Annotated in this window: 16 protein-coding genes; 13 read left to right on the forward strand and 3 right to left on the reverse strand. The window is 73.0% G+C overall.

Annotation, left to right across the window (positions count from 1 at the left end; all coding sequences use genetic code 11):
• Positions 1-173: 173 nt before the first annotated feature.
• Both ABT297_RS43120 and ABT297_RS08580 read left to right on the forward strand, forming a co-directional pair.
• The gene (locus tag ABT297_RS43120; RefSeq protein ID WP_502885534.1) at positions 174-4,832 is read left to right on the forward strand and encodes an SseB family protein; all 4,659 of its coding nucleotides are present in this window, start codon (positions 174-176) and stop codon (positions 4,830-4,832) included.
• Entirely contained in the window at positions 4,829-5,194 is a 366-nt protein-coding gene (locus tag ABT297_RS08580) for a UCP033725 family protein (RefSeq protein ID WP_350546412.1), read from the forward strand. Before ABT297_RS43120 ends, ABT297_RS08580 begins: the two co-directional genes overlap by 4 nt.
• Positions 5,195-5,227: 33 nt before the next feature.
• On the opposite strand, the gene ABT297_RS08585 is transcribed toward ABT297_RS08580, so the two are convergent.
• The gene (locus tag ABT297_RS08585) at positions 5,228-6,151 is read right to left on the reverse strand and encodes an alpha/beta fold hydrolase (RefSeq protein ID WP_350546277.1); all 924 of its coding nucleotides are present in this window, start codon (positions 6,149-6,151) and stop codon (positions 5,228-5,230) included.
• Positions 6,152-6,280: 129 nt separating this feature from the next.
• Between ABT297_RS08585 and ABT297_RS08590 the strand changes: the two genes are divergently transcribed.
• From ABT297_RS08590 to ABT297_RS08600, 3 genes are all read left to right on the forward strand, one after another.
• Complete coding sequence (locus ABT297_RS08590; RefSeq protein WP_350546279.1) at positions 6,281-7,366, forward strand: C45 family autoproteolytic acyltransferase/hydrolase; 1,086 nt, start codon at positions 6,281-6,283, stop codon at positions 7,364-7,366.
• A 256-nt stretch (positions 7,367-7,622) separates the two neighbouring features.
• Complete coding sequence (locus ABT297_RS08595; protein ID WP_350546281.1) at positions 7,623-9,596, forward strand: DUF1800 domain-containing protein; 1,974 nt, start codon at positions 7,623-7,625, stop codon at positions 9,594-9,596.
• A gap of 22 nt (positions 9,597-9,618) precedes the next feature.
• Positions 9,619-10,992 carry a DUF1501 domain-containing protein gene (locus ABT297_RS08600; RefSeq protein WP_350546283.1) on the forward strand — a complete coding sequence of 458 codons (1,374 nt, stop codon included), beginning with the start codon at positions 9,619-9,621 and terminating at the stop codon, positions 10,990-10,992.
• Positions 10,993-11,129: 137 nt separating this feature from the next.
• Here ABT297_RS08600 and acs read toward each other — a convergent pair whose 3' ends face one another.
• Complete coding sequence (gene acs, locus ABT297_RS08605) at positions 11,130-13,094, reverse strand: acetate--CoA ligase (RefSeq protein WP_350546284.1); 1,965 nt, start codon at positions 13,092-13,094, stop codon at positions 11,130-11,132.
• A gap of 120 nt (positions 13,095-13,214) precedes the next feature.
• On the opposite strand from acs, the gene ABT297_RS08610 reads away from it, so the two are divergent.
• Positions 13,215-13,958, forward strand: a complete 744-nt coding sequence (locus tag ABT297_RS08610; RefSeq protein WP_350546286.1) for a Fic family protein — start codon at positions 13,215-13,217, stop codon at positions 13,956-13,958.
• A gap of 281 nt (positions 13,959-14,239) precedes the next feature.
• On the opposite strand, the gene ABT297_RS08615 is transcribed toward ABT297_RS08610, so the two are convergent.
• The gene (locus ABT297_RS08615; protein ID WP_350546288.1) at positions 14,240-15,058 is read right to left on the reverse strand and encodes an HAD family hydrolase; all 819 of its coding nucleotides are present in this window, start codon (positions 15,056-15,058) and stop codon (positions 14,240-14,242) included.
• Between the two features lie 700 nt (positions 15,059-15,758).
• On the opposite strand from ABT297_RS08615, the gene ssd reads away from it, so the two are divergent.
• From ssd to ABT297_RS08650, 7 genes are all read left to right on the forward strand, one after another.
• Positions 15,759-16,859, forward strand: a complete 1,101-nt coding sequence (ssd, locus tag ABT297_RS08620) for a septum site-determining protein Ssd (protein WP_350546289.1) — start codon at positions 15,759-15,761, stop codon at positions 16,857-16,859.
• 143 nt (positions 16,860-17,002) lie between these two features.
• The gene (locus ABT297_RS08625; RefSeq protein WP_350546415.1) at positions 17,003-18,220 is read left to right on the forward strand and encodes a TadA family conjugal transfer-associated ATPase; all 1,218 of its coding nucleotides are present in this window, start codon (positions 17,003-17,005) and stop codon (positions 18,218-18,220) included.
• Positions 18,217-19,170, forward strand: a complete 954-nt coding sequence (locus ABT297_RS08630) for a type II secretion system F family protein (RefSeq protein WP_350546291.1) — start codon at positions 18,217-18,219, stop codon at positions 19,168-19,170. Before ABT297_RS08625 ends, ABT297_RS08630 begins: the two co-directional genes overlap by 4 nt.
• On the forward strand, positions 19,170-19,775 hold the full coding sequence (locus ABT297_RS08635) for a type II secretion system F family protein (RefSeq protein ID WP_350546292.1): 606 nt from the start codon (positions 19,170-19,172) through the stop codon (positions 19,773-19,775). Before ABT297_RS08630 ends, ABT297_RS08635 begins: the two co-directional genes overlap by 1 nt.
• Positions 19,776-19,811: 36 nt before the next feature.
• Positions 19,812-19,991: a DUF4244 domain-containing protein gene (locus tag ABT297_RS08640; RefSeq protein ID WP_350546294.1), complete on the forward strand. Its 180-nt coding sequence runs from the start codon at positions 19,812-19,814 to the stop codon at positions 19,989-19,991.
• Positions 19,988-20,539 carry a TadE family type IV pilus minor pilin gene (locus ABT297_RS08645; RefSeq protein ID WP_350546296.1) on the forward strand — a complete coding sequence of 184 codons (552 nt, stop codon included), beginning with the start codon at positions 19,988-19,990 and terminating at the stop codon, positions 20,537-20,539. The genes ABT297_RS08640 and ABT297_RS08645 overlap by 4 nt, the downstream gene beginning before the upstream one ends.
• Positions 20,536-20,892, forward strand: coding sequence for an Rv3654c family TadE-like protein (locus ABT297_RS08650; protein ID WP_350546297.1), 357 nt, complete (start codon positions 20,536-20,538; stop codon positions 20,890-20,892). The genes ABT297_RS08645 and ABT297_RS08650 overlap by 4 nt, the downstream gene beginning before the upstream one ends.
• The last annotated feature ends 130 nt before the right edge of the window (positions 20,893-21,022 follow it).

The raw sequence follows: 21,022 nt of genomic DNA on the forward strand, positions 1-21,022 counted from the left end.
GCCGGAACCGAACCCGTATGGGTGCCGCGAATGAGACAGCGCTGTGAGCGGCGCGGCTTCGATCGCTATGCTGGCCGGAGCGCTTGCCCGCGTCGCACCCCTCGAATTGCCGTGGCTATATAGGTTAGGTTTCGGCGACGCGGCGGTTTCCGAGCCCGAAGAGGGGGTGGCCGTTGAGCGAGTGGGAGCCGGCCACCGAGGCCGAGGTCGCCATGCGTGATGCGCTGCGCGCAAACGACCAGGAGCAATACTTCCGCATCCTGGCACGGGCGGACGTCCTGCTGCCGATCGCGCCCGACAACTCGGCCTCCGGCGAGAGCGGCTGGGGCACGTGGACCACCGAGGGCCGCACGCACGTGCTCGCCTTCACCTCGCCGTCCGCGCTGCACGAGTGCCTGGCGGGCCACCCCGGCACGCACCGACGGGTGCCGTTCCGTGATCTCGCCGTCATCTGGCCCAACGTCGAGTGGTGGCTGGCGGTCAATCCCGGGCTGCCGATCGAGGGCTACCTGCCGTCGTGGTTCGTGACCCAGATCAGCCGCGGCGACGTGCGCCTTCCGGGCCGCACGCTGGGCGCGCGCGCCCGCATGGAGCAGGCCGGCTCGCGCACTCGGGCGGTCGCGCAGGTACCGCTGCGATCCATGCCGAACCAGCCCGCTCCCTCGTCGATCGAGCGCCAGCGGATGAAGGCCGACCAGGCCGGGCAAATTGGGCAGAACGGGCTGGCGGGACAAGGTGGACCGGCCTCGGGACCACCCGCCGCGCCGGTGTCGAGCGCCCCGCCCAGGCCGTCGTCCTTTGCCGCCCCTACATCCGCGCCGCCTTCGTCCGTTCCGCCCCGGCGCGAGGTGCCCCCGCCCGACGTGGCGCCTCCCGGGGCATTTCTACCGACCCGGGCGGATCGCCCCATTTACTTCGAGCGCTCCGCGTTCGCGTCACCGCCGCCGGGGTCGTTCGCCGGCGGCGCGCCCGCAGTTCCGCCGCCGGCCGAGAACGGCGCGCCCACGTCACCGGCGCCGACCTCGGGCACGGGCGCCGCGCGGGGCCGGGCCTCCTTCCCCGGCGCCGCCTCCCGCGGGATGTTCGACGAGTCCGACCGGATGGACGCACCGGGCGAGCGCGACCTGTTCACCGGCCTCGATCGCGGCCCGTCGGCGCGCACCGACCTGCCCACCCGGCCGCAGAACGGCGTCTCCTCGTCCGGCCTGCCGACTCGCCCGGTCGGCGGGGATCCGGGACTTCCGGCACGACCGATAGGAGGCGAATCCGGCCTGCCGGCTCGCCCGGTCGGCGGCGGTGATCCGGGACTGCCGGCGCGACCCTTTGGAGGCGAATCCGGGCTGCCGAGGCGCCCCGTTGGTGGCGATCTCCCGTCCCGTCCCATCGGCGCAGGCGAGCCGGGTCTTCCGTCGCGGCCGGTCGGGGGCGAGTCCGGCCTGACGTCGCGGCCGGTCGGGGGCGAGGCGGGCGGGGACGCCGGGGGTGACCCGAGTCGGTACTGGCCGCGCCGCGAGCCCGCGCACAGCCTCGGCGAGATCTTCACCGAGCACGCTGAGCCGGTCATTCCGGCCGCCTGGCAGCCGCCGCCGGACCTGCCGCAGCCGTCGGGCCCGCCGCTGCCGACCCGCCAGCCGCAGCCCGGCCGCACCGAGCCGGAGCCGCCGGCCGCGTTCCGGTCCGGGGGGCCGTTGCCGTCGCGGCCCGTGTCGGGTGAGCCGGTTTCGTACCGCCCCGGCGAGTCGTTGCCGCAGCGCCCCGGTTTCGAGGACCCGTACCGTGCGGGCGAGTCGCGGCCCGTCTCCGGTCAACCGTCGACCTACCGGTCCGGGGAGGTGCTGCCGTCGCGGCCCGTGTCGGGTGAGCCGGTTTCGTACCATCCCGGTGACGACGACCCTTACCGCCCCGGCGGCACACTGGCGTCGCGGCCCAATCTGGTCGATCCCGGTGTTTTCCGGCCGGGCGAGTCGCGGCCGGCCGCCGACGAGCGGCCCGCGTTCGGCGAGAGCGCCCAGCCGACCAGGTCCGGGTGGGCCGGCTCCGCCGACGTACGCCCCGCACAGCCCGACCTCAGCGGTGACGAGAGGTCCGGCGGCGCGGACAACGGGCCACAGGCCTGGCGCGCGGCCGAGCCCCCGCCCGCTCCGGCCACGTCCGCGCCCGTGAGCCCGGCGGGCCCGCTGCCGTTCGATCGACCAGTGTTCGACGGACCCGGCTTCGACCGGCCCGGCTTCGAGCATCCCGGGGCCGACGCCGCGCCCGTCGCCGCAGCCGGTCCTGATCCGGCGGCGTTCGGCGAGGTCACCGCCGGGGCGCGCAGCGCCGGGTTCGGGCGGGCGCATCTCGACGACCATCCGTTCTTCGCCGACGAGCCCGACGTGGGGACGTCCCGACCCGCCGCTTTCGAGTCGCGCGAGGAATCCCCGTCACCGTCTTGGACGGCCGGGTTCGAGTCGCGTGAGGAGCCCTCGCCGCCGTCGTGGATGGCCGTGACGAGTGAGGCGCGTGAGGAGCCTTCGTGGGCGGCGGCGGCGACGGCTGAGGCGCGTGAGGAGCCTTCGTGGGCGGCGGCGACGAGTGAGGCGCGTGAGGAGCCTTCGTGGGCGGCCGCGACGGCTGAGGCGCCTCAGGAGTCGAGGCCCGAGTCGGCGTCGCAGGCCTGGACTGGCGCGGAGAGTGAGGCGCGTCAGGAGCCGAGCGGGGAGCCCTGGCCGGGCGCGGGAGCCGAGCCGTGGCAGGAGCAGCGGTCAGGACCTTCGACCGAGGCGTCGTCGTCGCTGTTCAGCGGGCGGGCCGGGGTACAGTCGTCCTTCTTCCAGGATCGGGCCGAGCCGTCGCGGTCGTTCTTCGGGGGTGAGACCGACGAGCCGCGGTCGTTCGTCGGGGACCAGAGCGAGGCGCCGCGGCAGGACGAACAGCGGCCGTTCTTCGACGACGAGCCGGAGCCGCGGCCGTTCAACGCGTTCGCCGACTCGCGGCCGGACGACCCGCCGATCCGGGATCCGTACGCTGCCCTTGCCGACCTGCGCTCCGACCCTGATCCGCACGACCTGGCCCAGCCGTCGTTCGCGTCGGGCGTCGAGTCGTTGGCGGAGAGCAGGCTGGACGATCCGCGGCCGGACGCGTCGCAGCCCACCGAGTCGCCGTCGAGCGAGGCGCGTCCCGCCGAGCCGCAGGCGAGCGAGCCGTGGACCACCGAGCCGCAGGCGAGCGAGCCGTGGACCACCGATTCGCCGTCGAGCGAGCCGTGGGCCGGCGAGGCACGATCGAGCGAGCCGTGGGCCGGCGAGGCACGGGCCGGGGAGCCGTGGGCAGGCGAGACGCGCGCCGATGAGGGCTCCGCCAGCGAGGCGTTTGCCGGCGACTCGTGGGCGAACGGGGCGCGGGCGAGTGAGACGTCCAGCAGCGAATCGTGGGCGAGCGAGGGGTCCGCTGCCGAGAGCGGAGCCGGCGAGTCGTGGGCGAGCGAGGCGGACAAGGAGAGCACCGGGTCGTTCTTCCTGCCCAAGGCGGCTCGCGAGGCGGCGCAGCCGGAGGCTGGTCCGTCGCCCGAGCTGCGGTCGTTCTTCGAGGAGGGCGCCGCCGAGCGACCCGACTTCCAGCAGGCCGCGGCGCAGGACTTCGCCGACCCTCAGGTCGAGAGCGCGGACCCCGAGCCGGGCGCCAGCGGCGGTGAGGCCGAGTTCTCGTGGACGTACGAGGCGGAGCGGGCCGAGCCGACCACCTATCACGTCGATCCGGTCCGCGAGCCGACGCACGAGCCGGTATACGAGCCCGAGATCGTCGAGGACGCGCAGGTCCGGCTGCGCGAGGAGATCGTCGACGCCGAGGTCGTGCCGCCGCCGCGACCACGGCCGAAGCCAGCCGACTCGGACTTCCGTCCGGCGAACACGGTGGAGCGGGACCTGTTCGATGCGGTGCAGGCCAACAGTACCGACCGGTTCCTCTCGACGCTGCTGCTGGCCAAGGTCCTGATCCCGTTCTGGACCGGGGACGGGCCCGTCGACCCGGCGAACTGGCGCACCGAGCACATGAACGGCCTGCCGCACCTCGTCGTCTTCACGTCGCAGGAGCGCATGACGGAGCGGCTCGGCGCCGATGCGCAGGGCAGCTGGATCAAGTTCACCCGGCTCATCCGGCACTGGCCGCCCGGCGACCAGTTGGCGTTCGCGATCAACCCGGAGTCGTCGGCCGGAGCCGTGCTGCCCGGCACCGAGGTCGTGCAGCTCGCGACGTGGGCGACCGAGCTCGGGCTCGGCGTCGACGACCCCGACGAGCAGCCCGCCCCGGAGCCGTCCAAGCCGGCGCCGCAGGCCGCCCCGCGTCCCGCGTACGAGCCGCCGGGCTCCGGGCGCGAGCAGGTCATGCAGAAGCCGATCTCGCCCGAGCAGCTCTCGCACTACCTCGAGCGCAACTACGACCGGGTCTCCGGGTTCGTGCACCGCGCCGGCGAGGTCGGGCACCTGCGGACGCCCGAGCAGTTGTACAACGCGCTCGGGCTCGGTTACGCGGGGTCCTCGTTCAAGTCCGACGCCGACGAGGCCTACGTGCTGCGCTGGATCGCCTACCGTGGCGACCTGTACCGCATTCCGTACGGCGGGTCGTCGCACGACGCGATGCGCGCGATGGAGGGCTGGGTCATCGAGCGGCCACCGTTCCGTGGCAACGGCTTCGCCCCGAGCGAGACCGGTGACGTGATCGCGGAGTTCAAGGTCGACAGCGCGCGGCTGCCGCACGACGCTGAGCTGTGGCGCCTGCGCCGGGACGGGCGGGAGGAGCTCATCGCCCGGCTCGACGCCGACGGCCCGGCGTGGCGGAAGGCCGGCTGGTCGTGATCCGCGACGGTTACGCGGCGCGCTGGCGCGGCGCCGAGTACGAGGCCAGCCCCGACGGCGACGACGTCCGGCTCTATCGCCCGGACGCGAGCGACGGGTTCGAGGAGGTGCGCCCCGGCCGGTACCGCCGCATCGTGTCCCGCAACGAGGTGGACGACCTCGTGTACGTGCGTACCACCTGCTTCTGGCGCGCCCAGCCGTTCATCGTGCTGGGCGAGCACGACGGCTGGCTCCGGGTCGAGTACACGGGCGGCCGCGCGCCGGTCGCCGCCGAGCTGGGGCTCGAGGAGTTCGACTACGGCGTGTACCAGGGCTGGGCCCCGCGTGCCGAGGTCAGCGAGCTGCGCGAGTACCGCGTGTGACGGCTCCGGGCACCGCGAACCCGGCCATGAGTCTCAACCGGCCTTGGCCCATCGGATGATCTCGCCATTGACCAGCTCGGGCTGCTCGAGGTGCGGGAAGTGGGCCGCGTTCGACACCAGCCGCCATTCGTACTCGGCCAGCACGTATCGCCCGGAGCCCTGCGCCGTGCGCGGCAGCACCGCCGGATCCAGAGCCCCGTGCAACTGCAGCGTCGGTGCGGTCACGGGCTGTTGCAGGAGCTTCACGAAGCGGTACCCCTGCAGGCGCAGCGCCGACCGCACGCCCCACCGGTAGGTCTCCAGCGCGGAGAACGCCGCCTGCGGGATCTGCATCGCCTTGCGGCAGGACGCTTCGTAGTCGCGGTAGCCCTCGCGCGCGACCCAGTCGGGGGCGCCCCAGCGGCGCAGGTACTCGCCGACCAGCGCCGCGTCGTGCTTGGTCAGGACGTGTTCGAAGCGTGGCACCTGGAAGCGCAGGACCGGCTTGGCCGCCGCCAGCTGACCTCGCGGATCGGTGGCCAGGCCGGCGCGCAGCCGCAGCGGGTGCGCGGCACCCAGCACGACCAGCCGCCGGACCATCTTCGGGTGAAACGCGGCGGTCGCCCAGGCGATCATGCCGCCGTAGCCGGCGCCGACCAGGATCGCGCTGCGCTCGCCGAGGGCGCGGATCAGCCCGGCGACGTCGCCGGCCATCGTGTACCCGTCGTAACCGCGCGGTGGCTTGTCGCTCGCGCCGTAGCCGCGCAGGTCCACGGCGACCACGCGGAAGCCGGCGTCGGTCACCGCTGGTAGCTGGTTGTGCCAGGCGTACCAGAACTCGGGAAAGCCGTGCAGGAACAGCACCAGTGGCCCGGTGCCCGCCTCCACCACGTGGAAGCGCGTGCCGTTGGCGCTGACGAAGCGGTGCGACCACGGCCCGTCGATCATGACGCACGTGTCGTCAACCGTGGGCTTCATGCTGCTCAGCGTAGGGCTAAGACCTGTTTCATAGCTGAGGCGGGCTGTGGCGAGTCCAGATCCGCCCCAGTTATAAAACAGGCGCTAATCCGGTCGAAAAGCCGCGCGGCGAGCGGTTAGCGTTCTCGCATGCAGCCGCCGCTACCCCTGGTCGATGTGTCCGGCACGCCGCGTGAGTGTGGTGTCGCGTACGGTGCTGCTGCCGCCGAGCTCATCGCGGCCAACGCGGCGAGCTACATGGCCCGGTTCGCCGCTGCCGGCATCGACGCCAAGCGGGCACGCGGTTACGGTGCGCTGTTTCGCGAGGCTTCGCGGCGCCATGTGCCCCGGGTCGCCGAGATGCTCGACGGCGTGGCCGAGGGCTCGGGCGTGGCGGTCGACGAGGTGTACGCGCTGAACGGTCGCACCGAGCTCATCTACAGCGCCGAGCCGCACGAGTGCACCGCGATCGGCGTGCTCGGCGAGCGCACAGTGAGCGGCCACACCCTGCTCGCGCAGAACTGGGACTGGCACCCCGACCAGCGGCCGTACGCGCTGCTGCTCGCCACCCGCGACGAGCGCGGCGGCGAGGTCCTGGCCCTGACCGAGGCCGGCATGCTCGCCAAGGCCGGGCTCAACGACGCGGGGCTGGGCGTCTGCGTGAACATGCTCGGCACGGTCCGTGACCGCCGCGACGGCGGGGTGCCTTACCATGTGCTGCTGCGTGCGGCGCTGGAGGCGCGGCACCTCGGCGCCGCGATCAAGGCCGTCTGCGCCCCGCCGCGCGGCGCGAGCATCAACCTGCTCGTGGGTCAGGCCTTTCCCGGCGGTACCCCGGGCGACGTGATCGATCTCGAGGTAGCCCCCGGCGACGTAGGCTTCCTGCATCCGGCCGACGGCGTGCTCACGCACGCGAACCACTTCGAGACCGCGCTGTCGGCCCTCGACACGCTCAAGGGCTTCGGTGGCTCGTCGTTCTTCCGCTCCGCCCGAGCCCGGCGCCTTCTCGGCACCGGGCCGATCGACGAGCCGGCGCTGCGTTCGGTGCTGCGCGGCCACGGCGGGCATCCGCAGTCGATCTGCCGCCACGACGAGCCCGGGGCCGCCGAGGAGGACCGGACCGAGTCGCTCTACTCGCTCGTGATGGATTTGGACGAACGGCGCATGTCGATCGCCGCCGGGCCGCCGTGCACGGCGGGCGGGTACCACGACCTATGGGTGGGCAAAACTACCTGAATCGGGCACTATGACAGTTGCAAAACAGTCTTAAATGTGCCTGTGCTGATGCCTGCCGGAACGAACTCTTGTCACACCCGTTTCAGCAGCTCGGATGCGATCCATGAGCGTGTTTCCCGGCGGGTGTGACCTTGGGTCACCGGCCGAGTCTTAAGTCCCGATCAGCGTGCTTCAGGCATGGGTTGAACGGCTTCTGAGCAGCCACTACCTTCCGCTAACGACACGCGCTCCCAAAATCGCTGATCGGGACCTGTAGATGAACGAGCGTCACGACCCGTACGCCGACCCGTACTACGAGTCCGGGTACGAGGACCAGATCGGTCGATACGACCGCCGGGGCTACGGCGACCCGCGCGGCCGGAGCTCGATGCGGGCCGACCGCGGCGGCTCCGGTCCGCACTTCTACGACCCGAGCGCGATGCCCCGCGGCCGCGGCGGCCTGCCCGACCTCGACGAGGACGACGGCTTCGACGACGAGCCGTCGACCTGGCGCCGCCGCGCCGCGATGGTCGCCCTCGGCGGCGGCGCGGCCGCGCTGATCGGCGGCGGCGCGTACGCCGTCACCCAGTTCTTCGACAAGGGCGCGCACCCCGGCGGGGTCGGCCCCGACGCGCCGGTGAGCGGGGCCGTGGACACCACCGTCCCGGCGTACGTCGATCAGAACCAGAGCCTCATGAACGGCAACGCCGGCCTGGGCATCCGCAAGAACACCCCGACGACGGGCTCCTCGTTCGGCACCCCCGCCGACGCCGCCAGGAGCGCGGTCGTCAAGGCCAACACGGTGCTGCCGAAGAAGGACTCGGTCCGGCACCTGGCCAGTCGGCTCACGTTCGGGCCGAACGGCAAGGTCATGAGCGATATCAACAAGCTGGGCATCAACGGCTGGATCGACAGGCAACTCAAGCCGGAGACGATCCCGCTGACTCGCGGCGAGCAGAAGGCCGACGCCGAGCTCGTCACGTGGAGCATGACGTACGAGCAGCTCAAGGCGCAGCGCGACGACCTGGACAAGAAGGGCATCCGCGCCGACGACCAGAACGTCCGGTACGCGATCGCCAAGCAGCTGTTCTCCGACCGCCAGATCTTCGAGATGATGGTCGACTTCTTCGGCGACTACCTGCACGTGGCCGCGTTCCACGACGGCAACGAGCTGATCCGCGCCGCGTTCGAGCGCGACGTCATCCGCAAGTACGCGCTGGGCAACTACGTCGACATGTTCGTGGCCGCGAACCGGCACCCGGCGCTGCTGCGCTACCTCGACCAGCAGGGCTCGACCAAGGACCGGATCAACGAGAACCTGGCCCGGGAGAACCTCGAGCTCTACACGGTCGGGGCGTTCAACGGGTACAACGAGACCGACGTGCGTCAGGCCGCGATGCTGCAGACCGGCCGCAGCATCCGCGACAACCAGTACGTCTACCGGCCCGAGCAGCACTACGTCGGCCCCGTGAAGATCATGGGCTTCGCGCACCCGAACGGCGACGCCGCCGCGGGCGAGGCGGTGCAGGAGGCGTACTTCCGGTACCTCGCGCTGCACCCGAACACCGCCCGCTACATGGCGCAGAACCTGGCGACCCGGTTCGTCTCCGATGTCCCGCCGAAGACCCTCGTCGACGCCATGGCCAAGACGTACATCGACAAGAAGAGCAACATTCCCGCGGTACTGATGACGATGCTCTCCCGGACCGAGTTCTGGGAGTCCGTCGGCCAGAAGGTGCGCCGCCCCGGCGAGTACCTCACCGCCACGTACCGCGCGCTGGAGATCGGCGCCGAGGCCCCGGCCGGTTTCACGTCGAACAACACGAACGTGAGCCCGATGGTCCAGGGCCTCGGCGAGATCATGCGGAAGCTCGAGGAGTTCGGGCACGCGCCGATGGAGCTGCCGACGCCGAACGGCTACCCGGACGTGTACGTCGCCTGGACCTCGGCCGGGACCATGGTCAACCAGTGGAACGACGCGTACACCGCGATCACCGGCGGCCGGCGCCAGTTCACGTGGACCAAGCCCGAGGCGCTCATCGCCAACCCGCCCGGCACCGCGGGCGCCTACCTCGACGCGCTCACCAAGATGCTCATCAACGTCACCCTCGACAACGACCGCCGGACCGCGATCCTGCACATCGTCAGCCCGACGACGACCTCCACCACTCCCGTGGACGCGACGTTCAACGGCGCGATCGCCGCGGTCGTGCGCGCGATCTTCGCCACTCCCCACCACCACCTGCGGTAGGCGGCACACCATGGAGAAGCCAGTGCGGAAGCAGAAGTCGCTCCACCCGCAGTGCCCGGACCTGCTGCGGCTCGGTCCGAACAGGTTCGAGGCCGCGCTGCGGGCCGAGGCGGTCGCGGTGCGGGAGGAGCAGAAGAGCGTCCGGGATTCGTACCTCGACCTCGCGCGCCAGGAGGACGAGCAGGAGGACGGCCGGGGCGTGACCCGGCGCCGGTTCTTCGTCGGGGCGGCAGCCACCACGACGGCGCTGGCGACCAGCCAGTTCCTGACCACGCAGGCGTCCTTCGCGGCGACCCCGACCGGCACCCTCATTCACGTGTTCCTCTACGGCGGGGCCGACGCGCTCTCACTCTTCGCCCCCATGGACGACCCCGTCCTCAACCGCGTGCGGCCCAGCTTCACGCTGCCGGCCGGCAACTCCATCCCGCTCGAGCGCGGGTTCGGGCTCAATGAGTCGTTCGCGCCGCTGCAGAAGTACCTGGACGCGGGGCAGCTGGCCTTCATCCCCGCGGTCAGCGACCGGCGGCTCGACCGCAGCCACTTCGCGGCGCAGGACATCTGCCAGCTTGGCGGCCTGCCGGCCGAGACCGGCGGCATGGGCTGGCTGACCAACCTGGCCGACAAGCTCGGCCCGGGCACCGCCTTCCGGGCGATCGGCATCGGCTCGACCCTGCCGCGCTCCCTGGTCGGTGGCGGTGGCGCCCTCGCGCTCAACAGCGTGGCCTCGTTGAACGTCAACGGCGACGGCAAGTACCGGCAGCCGACTGTGGACGCCATCAAGACCCTCTTCACCGGGATCAACCACCCGATCGAGGCGCCGGTCCGGGCCGGCATCGACGCGCTCACGCTCGCCACCAACCTGGCGCAGAAGGGCTACACCCCCGCCAACAACGTCAAGTACACCGGCGTCGGCAACGCGTTCCGCGAGCTGGCCCAGTTGATCAAGGGCGGCGCGAACGTGCGCATCGCCACCGTCGGCATGGGCGGCTGGGACACCCACGAGAACCAGGGCACCCGCGGCGGCTACGTCGCCCGGCGCTTCGGCGAGCTAGCCTCGGGTCTGGACGGGTTCTTCGAGGACCTCGGCCCCGACCTGGCCTCCAACGTGACGATCATGGTCTCCAGCGAGTTCGGCCGCCGCGTCGCCGAGAATGGCGGCGGCACCGACCACGGCCACGGCGGCGGCGTGATCATCCTGTCCGGCAAAAAGCTGGCCGGCAAGATCCTGGGCACCTGGAACGGCCTGGACACCCTGGCCAACGGCGACCTGCCGGAGATGAACAACATGTTCTCGGTGTTCGGCTCCGTGGCCCAGGGCCGCTTCGGCCTGACGGACGCCGAGGTGGGCCAGCTCTTCCCGCGCCAGACGTACACGCCGGTCAAGATCTACGCGTAGCTCCACCTACGCGTACCAAGGGGGCGGCCCCGGTCCCGGGGGCCGCCCCCTTTCGCACTTCGCGGCGCCTTTCTGTGCGCCGTCGCGCCAGCGGGACGCGGGACCCGAGCCGCGGCCGGGGCCCCGCGTTGCCTCTGTCAGTCCTCGGACTTGCCGGACTGCAGGCCCGAGGCGATCAGGTCCATGACCGTCGAGTCCTGCAGCGTGGTGACGTCGCCCAGGCTGCGGTTCTCGGCGACGTCGCGGAGCAGGCGGCGCATGATCTTGCCGGAGCGGGTCTTCGGGAGCTCCGCGACCAGCATGATCTGGCGCGGCTTGGCGATCGGGCCCAGGGTCTTCGCGACGTGGTTGCGCAGCTCCTGGATCAGGGCCTCGCCGGCCTCGCCGTCGGTGTCGACGCCGCCGCGCGGAATGGTGAAGGCGACGATCGCCTGGCCCGTGGTCGGGTCGGTGGCGCCCACGACCGCGGCCTCGGCCACCTTCGGGTGGCTGACCAGGGCCGACTCGACCTCCGTGGTGGAGATGTTGTGGCCCGAGACGAGCATGACGTCGTCGACCCGGCCGAGCAGCCACAGGTCGCCGTCGTCGTCCTTCTTGGCGCCGTCGCCGGCGAAATACATGGCGTCGAAGCGCGACCAGTAGGTCTCCTTGAACCGCTCGTCGTCGCCCCAGATGGTGCGCAGCATCGACGGCCAGGGCTCGCGGAGGACCAGGTAACCGCCGCCGCCGTTGGGCACCGATTGGCCCTGGTCGTCGACCACGTCGGCGGTGATGCCGGGCAGCGGGCGCATGGCGCTGCCGGGCTTGGCCGCGGTCACGCCGGGCAGCGGGGAGATCATGATCGCGCCGGTCTCGGTCTGCCACCAGGTGTCGACGATGGGGCAGCGGTCGCCGCCGATGTGCTCCCGATACCACATCCAGGCCTCGGGGTTGATCGGCTCGCCGACCGAGCCCAGCAGCCGCAGCGAGGACAGGTCGAAGCCCGCCGGGATGTCGTCGCCCCACTTCATGAAGGTGCGGATCGCGGTGGGCGCCGTGTAGAGGAGCGTGACCTTGTACTTCTGCACGATCTCCCAGAACCGCCCGCGGTGCGGGGTGTCGGGCGTGCCCTCATACATGACCTGGGTGGCGCCGTTGGACAGCGGCCCGTAGACGATGTAGCTGTGGCCGGTGACCCAGCCGATGTCGGCGGTGCACCAGTACACGTCGCGGTCGGCCTTGAGGTCGAAGACGGCGTGGTGCGTGAAGCTGGCCTGGGTCAGGTAGCCGCCCGTGGTGTGCAGGATGCCCTTGGGCTTCGCCGTGGTGCCGGACGTGTAGAGGATGAACAGCGGGTGCTCCGCGTCGAACGGCTGCGCGGTGTGCTCGGGGGACGCGGTCTCCACGACCTCGTGCCACCACAGGTCACGCTCGGCGTTCCACTCGACGTCCTGGCCGGTGCGCCGCACCACCAGCACCTTCTCGATGCTCGGCGTGCGGGGCACGGCCTCGTCGACGATCGCCTTGAGCCCGCTGGGCTTGCCCCGGCGGAAGCCGCCGTCGGCGGTGATGACGATCTTGGCGCTCGCGTCGTCGATGCGGCCGCTGAGCGCGTCGGCCGAGAAGCCGCCGAAGACCACCGAGTGCGTCGCGCCGATGCGGGCGCACGCCAGCATCGCGACCGCCGCCTCCGGGATCATCGGCAGGTAGATCGCCACCCGGTCGCCCGCGACGACGCCGAGGTCGGTCAGCGCGTTGGCGGCCTGGCAGACCGATCGGTGCAGGTCGGCGTAGGTGATCGTGCGGGTGTCGCCCGGCTCGCCCTCGAAGTGGATCGCGACCTTGTCGCCGCGGCCGGCCTCGATGTGGCGGTCGAGACAGTTGTAGGCCACGTTGAGCTGCCCGCCCACGAACCACTTCGCGAACGGCGGGTTGGACCAGTCGAGCACCTGGTCCCACTCCTTGGCCCAGCTCAGCCGGTGCGCCTGCTGCTCCCAGAACGCGAGGCGGTCCGCCCGGGCCTCGGCATAGGCCTCCTCGGTGAGATTGGCGGCGGCGGCGAACTCGGCAGGCGGGGGGAACTGCCGTGTCTCGTTGAGAAGGTTTTCCAAGGTCTCGCTCATCGGTGACGGCTCCTCGATGTGGTCCAGGTTCTCGCAAGCAGGCTAGTTCGGGGGTACGACGAAAAAGAAGCGCCTCTTCTCTAAACTTTGTTCACAGTAATGGCACGATACCGTCTGGGGGTGCCATCCGACCCCCTTGCACCGCTGCTCGACCTCGCCGACGTCGCGCCCGCCCTGGAACGGGCCCGCGCGGCCGTCGACGCCGCCATGCGCCACCGTGCCCTGCGCCGCTCGGGCGGACCGGTCGCCGCGGAGATCGCGCTGCGCACCTCGGTCGCCAGCGCCGCGCTCGACACGCACGGCTTCGATCTGGAGGGCGTGCGCGCGGGGGTGGTCACCGACCCCGTCGTGCACGGCGCCCTGCGCGCCACGGCGGCCCTGGACGGCCTGACGGGCACGTGGACGCGGGCGCCCCGGCAGGTGCTCGCCAAGCTGCACACGCTGGTCGCGCGGGATGTCGTGGGCCCGGACGAGCTGGGCCGGCCGGTGGACCCCGAGGTGGTGCCCCGGCTGGATGCGCTGGCCGGGCTGGTGGCCGGTGGCACGAGCGCCCCGGTGCTGTTGCAGTCCGCCGTGGTGCACGGGGAATTGCTGGCCCTGAAGGCCTTCGCCGGGCCCAACGGGGTCGTGGCGCGGGCCGCGGCCCGGCTGACCCTGATCGCCGGCGGGCTCGACCCGCGGGGACTGCTCGCGATGGATGTCGGGCACCGAAGCCGCGAGCCCGAGTACGTCGGCTCCGCCAACGCCTTCGCCACGGGTACACCCGATGGGGTCCGATCGTGGCTGCGTCACTATGCGGCGGCGGCCGAGCGGGCCGCGGAGGAGCTGACCGAGGTCTGCGAGAACGGCATCGACGGCGGGTGACCAACACAGTGGACGGCGCCTCGATGGAAGGAGGCGCCGTCACACACGTCCGACCGGGTTACCAGGCGTGCACCTCAAGTCCGTTGGCAGCGGTCCTCGCGGATCCGCTGTAACGCGCCTACCGCGGCTGGTCGCTCGTGGGTGCCCGGCGGCCGTGCACGAGATCCGGCGATGCAATCCGTCTGACCTCGCACTTCTTTTCTACGCCGCCGTCGCCGCGATCGGAACCCCCGGACCGCAGAATGTGACGGATGGGGTCTGCGTGGCGGTGGCGGGCGTGCTCAGGCCGCGGCGGCGAGCTGGGCGGCGCGGGCCCGGCGATACCTGCCGTACAGCGCGAACCCGATCGCGAGCACCGCGCCGAGCCCGATCGCGGCCGCGGCCACCGGGACGGCCGGCCGCTCGCGCAGCCGCCGGCTCAGCGGGATCGGGTGGCGGAACTCGAGCATCGGCCAGCCGCGCTCGACGGCGATGCGCCGCAGCCCGCGGTCGGGGTTGACCGCGGTCGGGTGCCCGACCAGGCTGAGCAGGCCCGCGTCGGTGACCGAGTCGGAGTACGCGTAGCACTTCGAAAGGTCGTAGGCGCGCTCGGTCGCGAGCTCCTTGACCGCGACCACCTTGTTGGGACCGGCCGCGTAGAAGTCGATCTCGCCGGTGTAGCAGCCGTCCTCGCCGACGTTCATGCGCGTGGCGATCACGTCGGTGATGCCGAGCTGCTCGCCAATGGGCCGGACCATCTCGTCGCCGGAGGTCGATACGAGGACCACGTCGCGGCCGGCGGCGCGGTGTTCCTCGATCAACGCGGCGGCCTCCGCGTAGATATACGGGCTGATCAGCTCGTCCAGCGTTTCCCGCACGATCTGGCGCACCTGCTCGGCGCGCCATCCTTTGACCAGCGCGGCCAGGTAGTCCCTGGTGCGTGCCATGGTCTGCTCGTCGGAGCCGCCGCCGACCCGGAAAATCAGCTGCGCGTAGGCACCCTTGATGACATCGCGGCGGCTGATCAGCCCGTCGCGATAGAACGGTCGGCCGAAGGCCAAGGCGCTCGACTTGGCGATCACCGTTTTGTCCAGGTCGAAAAACGCCGCGCTACGCCCCACGGCGGGCAAGTGTAGCGTTGCGGGGCCGCCCGTGGAGTCCGGACTTGTCCCAAGACGGTCCGAAGCCCGACTGGATCACGGTCGGCTCGCGGGGTGTCACGCCGGAGTTACTCCACAGTGAAATATTGATTGGTGTCCTGGGCGTGTTGCGGGCCGGTCCTACTCGACGTATGGCGGTCGACTCAGGCATGCTTATGTTTGCGACGAGCTTTCATGTCGGCGAGACAGAAGCCCGTTATTGAACCCTCGGCGGTTGCACCCCCCGTGACCGCTGAGCGGGTTCGGCTCGACCCCCCCGGAGCCGAACCCCCGGCGACCCCCGTCACCCCCCGGCGGGGGTCGTCCCCTATGTGGAGCGCTCTCCCGCAGGTCGCCGGATTCAGCCAGATGGCCTATTGGCTGTTGGCTGCCGACCTTTCGCTGCCATCGGCGGTAGTAGCCAGCATTGACGCCCGGTGCTTTGTTGAGCCTTCACGGTTCTGCGTGCACGCTCACGCTTTTTTCATTCGGTACCGCCAGAAGCCCACGCCCGTCCTGGGGCGATTTGTAGGGGTTTTCATAGCAGATCAACTGCGTCGGCGGGGGTTATCCACAAGCGGTGAGTTATCCACAGATTCAGGCTCGGCGGCCGGCAGCCGACCGGTCGGTCGGGCCAGGGTGAGCGCAGTTTGTCGAACCGCTCACGACCGTGGAGCCTCCCGTGCACCGACCATTGCTCGTCTCCGACGATCCCGCGCTACTGGAAGACGTCGTCGACCTCGCCGCCGAGTTCGCCCTCGACCTCGACGTGGCCTCCGGCCCGGATGTGGCCCGCCACCGATATCCGTCCGCACCGCTCGTCCTGATCGGCGACGAGGTGGCGCCGGCCTGCGCCCGCGCCCGGCTGCCGGAGCGCTCCGGTGTGCTGCTGGTCAGCCGCGGCCATGGGACGGATCGTCTCGCCGCGCTCGCCGAGGCCATCGGCGCCGACCACATCGTGCAGTTCCCGGACGGCGTCGGATACCTGGTCCGCCACCTGATGCGGCTGTCGTCCGACGCCACCGTCGCCACCGCGGCCCGCGGCCGCGTCCTCGCCGTCGTCGGCGGCCGGGGCGGCGCCGGCGCGACCGTGCTCGCCGCGGGCCTGGCCGTCACCGCCGGCAATGTCGGCCTGCGCTCGCTGCTCGTCGACGCCGACCCCCTCGGCGGCGGCGCCGACCTGGTCCTCGGCTGGGAGGACGTGGCCGGCCTGCGCTGGCCCGCCCTGTCGGCCACCAGCGGCGCCGTCCACCCGCCCGCACTGGTCGGCGCCCTGCCGAGCCGGGGCGACGTGGCCGTGCTGTCCTGCGACCGCGACGCCCCCTCCGGTCTGCCGCACGAGGCGATGGCCACCGCGTTGGACGCCGGCAGCCGCGGCCGCGACCTGGTCGTGGCCGACCTGCCGCGCCGCCTCGACGACGCCGCGATCCTCGCGCTGCGGGCCGCGGACCGGGTGCTGCTCGTGGTCCCCGCCGAGCTGCGGGCCTGCGTGGCCGCCGCTCGGGTCGCCGCGACCCTCACCCCGCACACCGCCGCGCTGCACCTCGTCGTGCGCGGCCCCGCGCCGGGCCGGCTGCGCACCAGGGACATCGCCCGCTCGCTGGGCCTTCCGCTGGCCGGCACGCTGCGCGCCGAGCCCGGACTGCCCCGTCGCCTCGAGCACGGCGAGCCCCCGGCCGCGGGCGGGCGCGGCCCGCTCGCCGGCCTGTGCCGCCGGATCCTCGAGGACGTCGGTCTCGGCAATGGCGACGAGTTCGGCGCCGGCCTGGGAGCGGCGGCATGAGGGCCGGCCCGCGCTCACGGGGCAGAGTCGGCCCGCGCCTGGCGACCCCGCCCGCGCTGCCCGCCCGCCCCGCCGCCGGCGCACCGGATCCGGCCCAGGCGCTCGTACCGGACGCGATCCTCCCCGCCGGCGCCGTTCCCGGGCTGTCCGCGGGCGCCGTTCCCGCCCTCGCCGAACGCGTGCGCGCCCGGATGGCCGTCGAGGGCGCCGACGCGACGCCCGGCGCCGTGGCCGCCGCGGTGCGGGCCGAGCCGGGCGCGGCGTTGCTCGGCGAGAAGACGCTGCGCCAGGTCGCCGGGCGGCTCGCCGGCGAGATGATCGGCGCCGGGCCGCTCGGCCCGCTGCTGGCCGACCCGGCCGTGACCGACGTGCTCGTCAACGGTGTCCACGTCTGGGTCGACCGGGGCGGCGGTGGGCTGCGCCGGGTGATGGGCACCCTGGGCGACCCCGCGGACGTGCGCAAGCTCGCGCAACGGCTCGCGTCCACCGCGGGCCGACGCCTCGACGACGCGAGCCCGTTCGTGGACGTACGCCTGCCCGACGGCACCCGGATGCACGCCGTCCTGCCGCCGGTCGGACTCGGCGGGCCGTATCTGTCGCTGCGCACGTTCCGGCAGCGGGCGTTCTCCATCGACGAGCTGGTCTCGTGCGGCACTGCCGACCCGGGAGCGGCCCGGCTGCTGCGGGCCGTGGTGGCGGCGCGGCTGCCGTATCTGGTGACCGGCGGCACGGGCAGCGGCAAGACCACGGTGCTGTCCACGCTGCTGTCGATGGTGCCGCCCGGCGAGCGGCTGATCGTCGTGGAGGACGCCGCCGAGCTGCGGCCGATGCACCCGCACGTCGTGTCGCTGCAGACCCGGATGGCCAACGTGGAGGGCGCCGGCGCCGTGTCGCTTCGAGACCTGGTCCGGCAGGCCCTGCGGATGCGCCCCGACCGCCTGGTCGTCGGCGAGTGCCGCGGCGCGGAGATCGTCGACCTGCTCGGCGCCCTGAACACCGGCCACGAGGGCGGGGCGGCCACGCTGCACGCCAACTCCCCGGCCGATGTGCCCGCGCGGCTGGAGGCGCTCGGCCTGCTCGGCGGGGTGCCACGGCCGGCGCTGCACGCCATGGTGGTGTCCGCCCTGCGGGTCGTCATCCACCTGCACCGCGACCCGTCGGGCCGGCGGGAGCTCACCGAGATCTGCGTGATCTCGCCGCACCCGGAGCGGCGGACGGCCGGGGTCGTGACGGCATGGCGGCGGGGCAGCGGCCCCGGGCCCGCCGCGACGGACCTCGACGAACTGCTGTCGCGCCACGGCGTGGAGCCGCCCCGGCCCGAGGGGCACCGGCGATACACGCCGGGCGGAGGCTGGTCATGACCGCCTTCGACCTGGCCATCGTGGCCGGCATGGCGCTCATCGCCGGCTGGCTGGCGTACTGGCTGCGCCGGCGGCGCGCGGCGACCCGGTTGGCCCGCCTGACCCGCGCCTCCGCGGTGGCCCGCGTCCGCGCCGGGAGCGATGCCGCCTCGGGCGCACCGGGCGCCGCCGTCCCCGGCGGGCGAGGGTCGCGCCGGACCGGTCGCGGCGATCTCGGCCGGCGGGCCGAGGCGGCGCTGCTGCGGCGCCCGGTCACGGCCGGCGGGGCGGCCATCGCCCTGCTGTGCGGGGCGGCGCTGCTGCTCGCCGGGCCGGTGGCGGCCGTCGTCGCCGCGCTTTACGCCCTGATGGCCCTCGTCACCGTCCGCCGCCGGCTGGTCCGGCAGGAGGGCGAACGGCGGGTCGCCGCGCTGCTCGACGCCGTCGACGCGACCGCCGAGGGACTCCGCGCGGGCACCATCCAGGACGGCACCGCCGCGCAGACCTCGACGAGCGCCCAGTCGCCCAGGACCAACGCCATGGTCCCGAGCGCGATGGCCGCAGGTGGGACGGCCGCCGGTGGGAAGGCGGCAGGCCGCCAGGGGCGCTGGGCGGAGGCGGCGGCCGAGGTGGCGCAGGCGCGGCTGGAGGCGGCGTACCGGCTGAGCGAGGCCCTCGGCGTCCCGCTCGCCGACCTGCTCGACCGGGTCGACGCCGACCTGCGCTCCGGACAGGCGCTGCGCGGCGGGGTCGCGGCCCAGCTCTCGGCCGCGCAGGCCACGTCCGCGGTGCTGCTGGCGCTGCCACTCGCCGGCCTGTGGGTGGGCGCGGCGCTGAACACCCATCCGGTACGGCAGCTGCTGCACACCCCACTCGGGGCGGCCTGCGCCGTCGTCGCGGTCGCGCTGCAGTGCGGCGGGTTCCTGTGGACCGTCCGGATGGTCCACGCGGCCACCGCGGAGGTGCGCTGATGAGTCCCTGGCTGCGGTGGCCGGCGGCGGTGCTGGCCGGGCTGAGCATGGCGCTGGGGATCGGCGGCCCGGGCGGGTTCGTGGCCGGCGCGGCGGTCGGCGCCGGGTTCGGGCTGCTGCTGCGGCGGATCGAGCCGGCCTCGGTCCGGCGGGAGCGCGCGACCGCGCGGTCCGATCTGCCGTTCGCGGCCGATCTGCTGGCCGCGGCGCTGCGGGCCGGCGCGCCGCCCGATCGGGCCGCGCTCGAGGTCGGTGAGGCGCTCGGCGGGCCGGTGGGGCTGCGTTTGGCGCGCACCGGCCGGGCGCTGCGGCTGGGGGCCGCCCCCGGCGCGGCCTGGGGCTACCTGGCCGACCTGCCTGGCGGGGCGCGGTTCGCCCGGGCGGCGACGCGCAGCGCCGAGCACGGGATCGCGCTGACCCGGACCCTCGATCGCCAGGCGGCGGACCTGCGCGTGGCCAAGGCGGCCGCCGCCGAGGCCGCGGTGCGCCGGGTGGGCGTCCTGGCCGTGCTGCCGGTGGGCCTGTGCTTCCTGCCCGCGTTCGTGCTCGCCGGGGTAGTCCCGGTGGTCGTTTCCGTCCTGCATGACGTGTTCGCCGCGCTGTGAGACGCGGCGTGCGAAATCGAAAAGGAGAGATCTGTCGTGTCAGCCATCAAGGCCCGCCTGCTCGCCGCTCGCCGTGGGGAGCAGGGGTCGATGACCGTCGAATACGCGATGGTGATGATCATCTGCGTGGCCCTCGCCGGCATTTTGCTGGCCATTGTCTCGTCCGCGGAGGTGCGGGCGCACCTGACCGGCATCGTCATGCGGAGCCTCGCGTGATCGCCCGAGGCCGTGCCGTGCTGCACGCCGCCGGGCCGACGCCCACTCCCGACTCCGGTCCGAGCCCCAAGACGCACCCCGGTCCGGGCCTCAACCCGGGCCCGAACACCAAGCTCAACCCGAACCTCGGTCCCGGCCCGGCATCGGCGCGGCGTCGCGGTGGCGATCGGCGGCGGGCCGAGCGGCACGTGCGCGGCCATCGCGGGACCGCCCGGCACCGGCGCGGCCGGGAGCGCGGTTCGGCGGCGCTCGAGGTCGCGATCGCGATGCCGGTGGTCGTGGTGCTCCTCGTGACCGGCGTGGTCACGTTCACGGCGCTGTTCGCGAAGCTGAGCTGCCTCAACGCGGCGGGGGTCGCGGTCCGAGCGGTGGCGCGGGGCGAGCCGCTGCCAGACCTCGGGGAGGGCACCGAGGTGGCGGTGGCGCACGACGGTGACCTGGTGCGGGTCACCGTACGCATGCGGGTTCCCGCGCCGATGCTGTCCGGGTTCACCGTCGAGGAGCGGGCGGTGGCGATGGCCGAGCCGCGGGCGGCCGCCGGGCCGTGAGCGGGCGGGAGCGCGGCGATCGGGGCTCGGCCTCGCTGCTGATGCTCGGCGTCGGTCTGGCGCTGGTGCTGCTCGCGCTCGGGTTCGTGACCGGCGGCGGGGTGGTCGTGGCCCGGCACCGCGCCCGGAACGCGGCCGACGCGGGGGCGCTCGCCGGGGCGTTGGCGGCGGTCGAGGGCGAGGGCGGGGCGGCGGCCTGTGCGGCGGCGGGGCGGCTGGCCGGTGAGAACGGCGGGCGGCTCGCCTCCTGCGCCGTCGCCGGGCCGGTCGTGACGGTGACCGTCGAGGTCCCCACGCTCACGGGCCTCGTCGCCAGGGCCGAGGCACGAGCCGGCCCCGTCCCGACCGTGTGAGGCCGGCCCGCGCCCGGACGCGGGTGGTGGCACGTGACCGACCTCGGCCCGCGGGTTCAGGGAGCGGAGCGCCGCGGGACCGCGACCGGAGGGGGAAACGGAGGTGTGGATGAGGCGCTGAGTCCGGCAC

This window comes from Dactylosporangium sp. NPDC000555 (assembly GCF_040300025.1).
In the GTDB taxonomy this organism is placed as follows: domain Bacteria; phylum Actinomycetota; class Actinomycetes; order Mycobacteriales; family Micromonosporaceae; genus Dactylosporangium.

Coding starts and splice junctions, on each gene's coding strand:
- ABT297_RS08585 (WP_350546277.1), bottom strand. CDS start 6,151: ATGAAGCCCACGGTTGACGACACGTGCGTCATGATCGACGGGCCGTGG.
- ABT297_RS08590 (WP_350546279.1), top strand. CDS start 6,281: ATGCAGCCGCCGCTACCCCTGGTCGATGTGTCCGGCACGCCGCGTGAG.
- ABT297_RS08595 (WP_350546281.1), top strand. CDS start 7,623: ATGAACGAGCGTCACGACCCGTACGCCGACCCGTACTACGAGTCCGGG.
- acs (WP_350546284.1), bottom strand. CDS start 13,094: ATGAGCGAGACCTTGGAAAACCTTCTCAACGAGACACGGCAGTTCCCC.
- ABT297_RS08630 (WP_350546291.1), top strand. CDS start 18,217: ATGACCGCCTTCGACCTGGCCATCGTGGCCGGCATGGCGCTCATCGCC.
- ABT297_RS08635 (WP_350546292.1), top strand. CDS start 19,170: ATGAGTCCCTGGCTGCGGTGGCCGGCGGCGGTGCTGGCCGGGCTGAGC.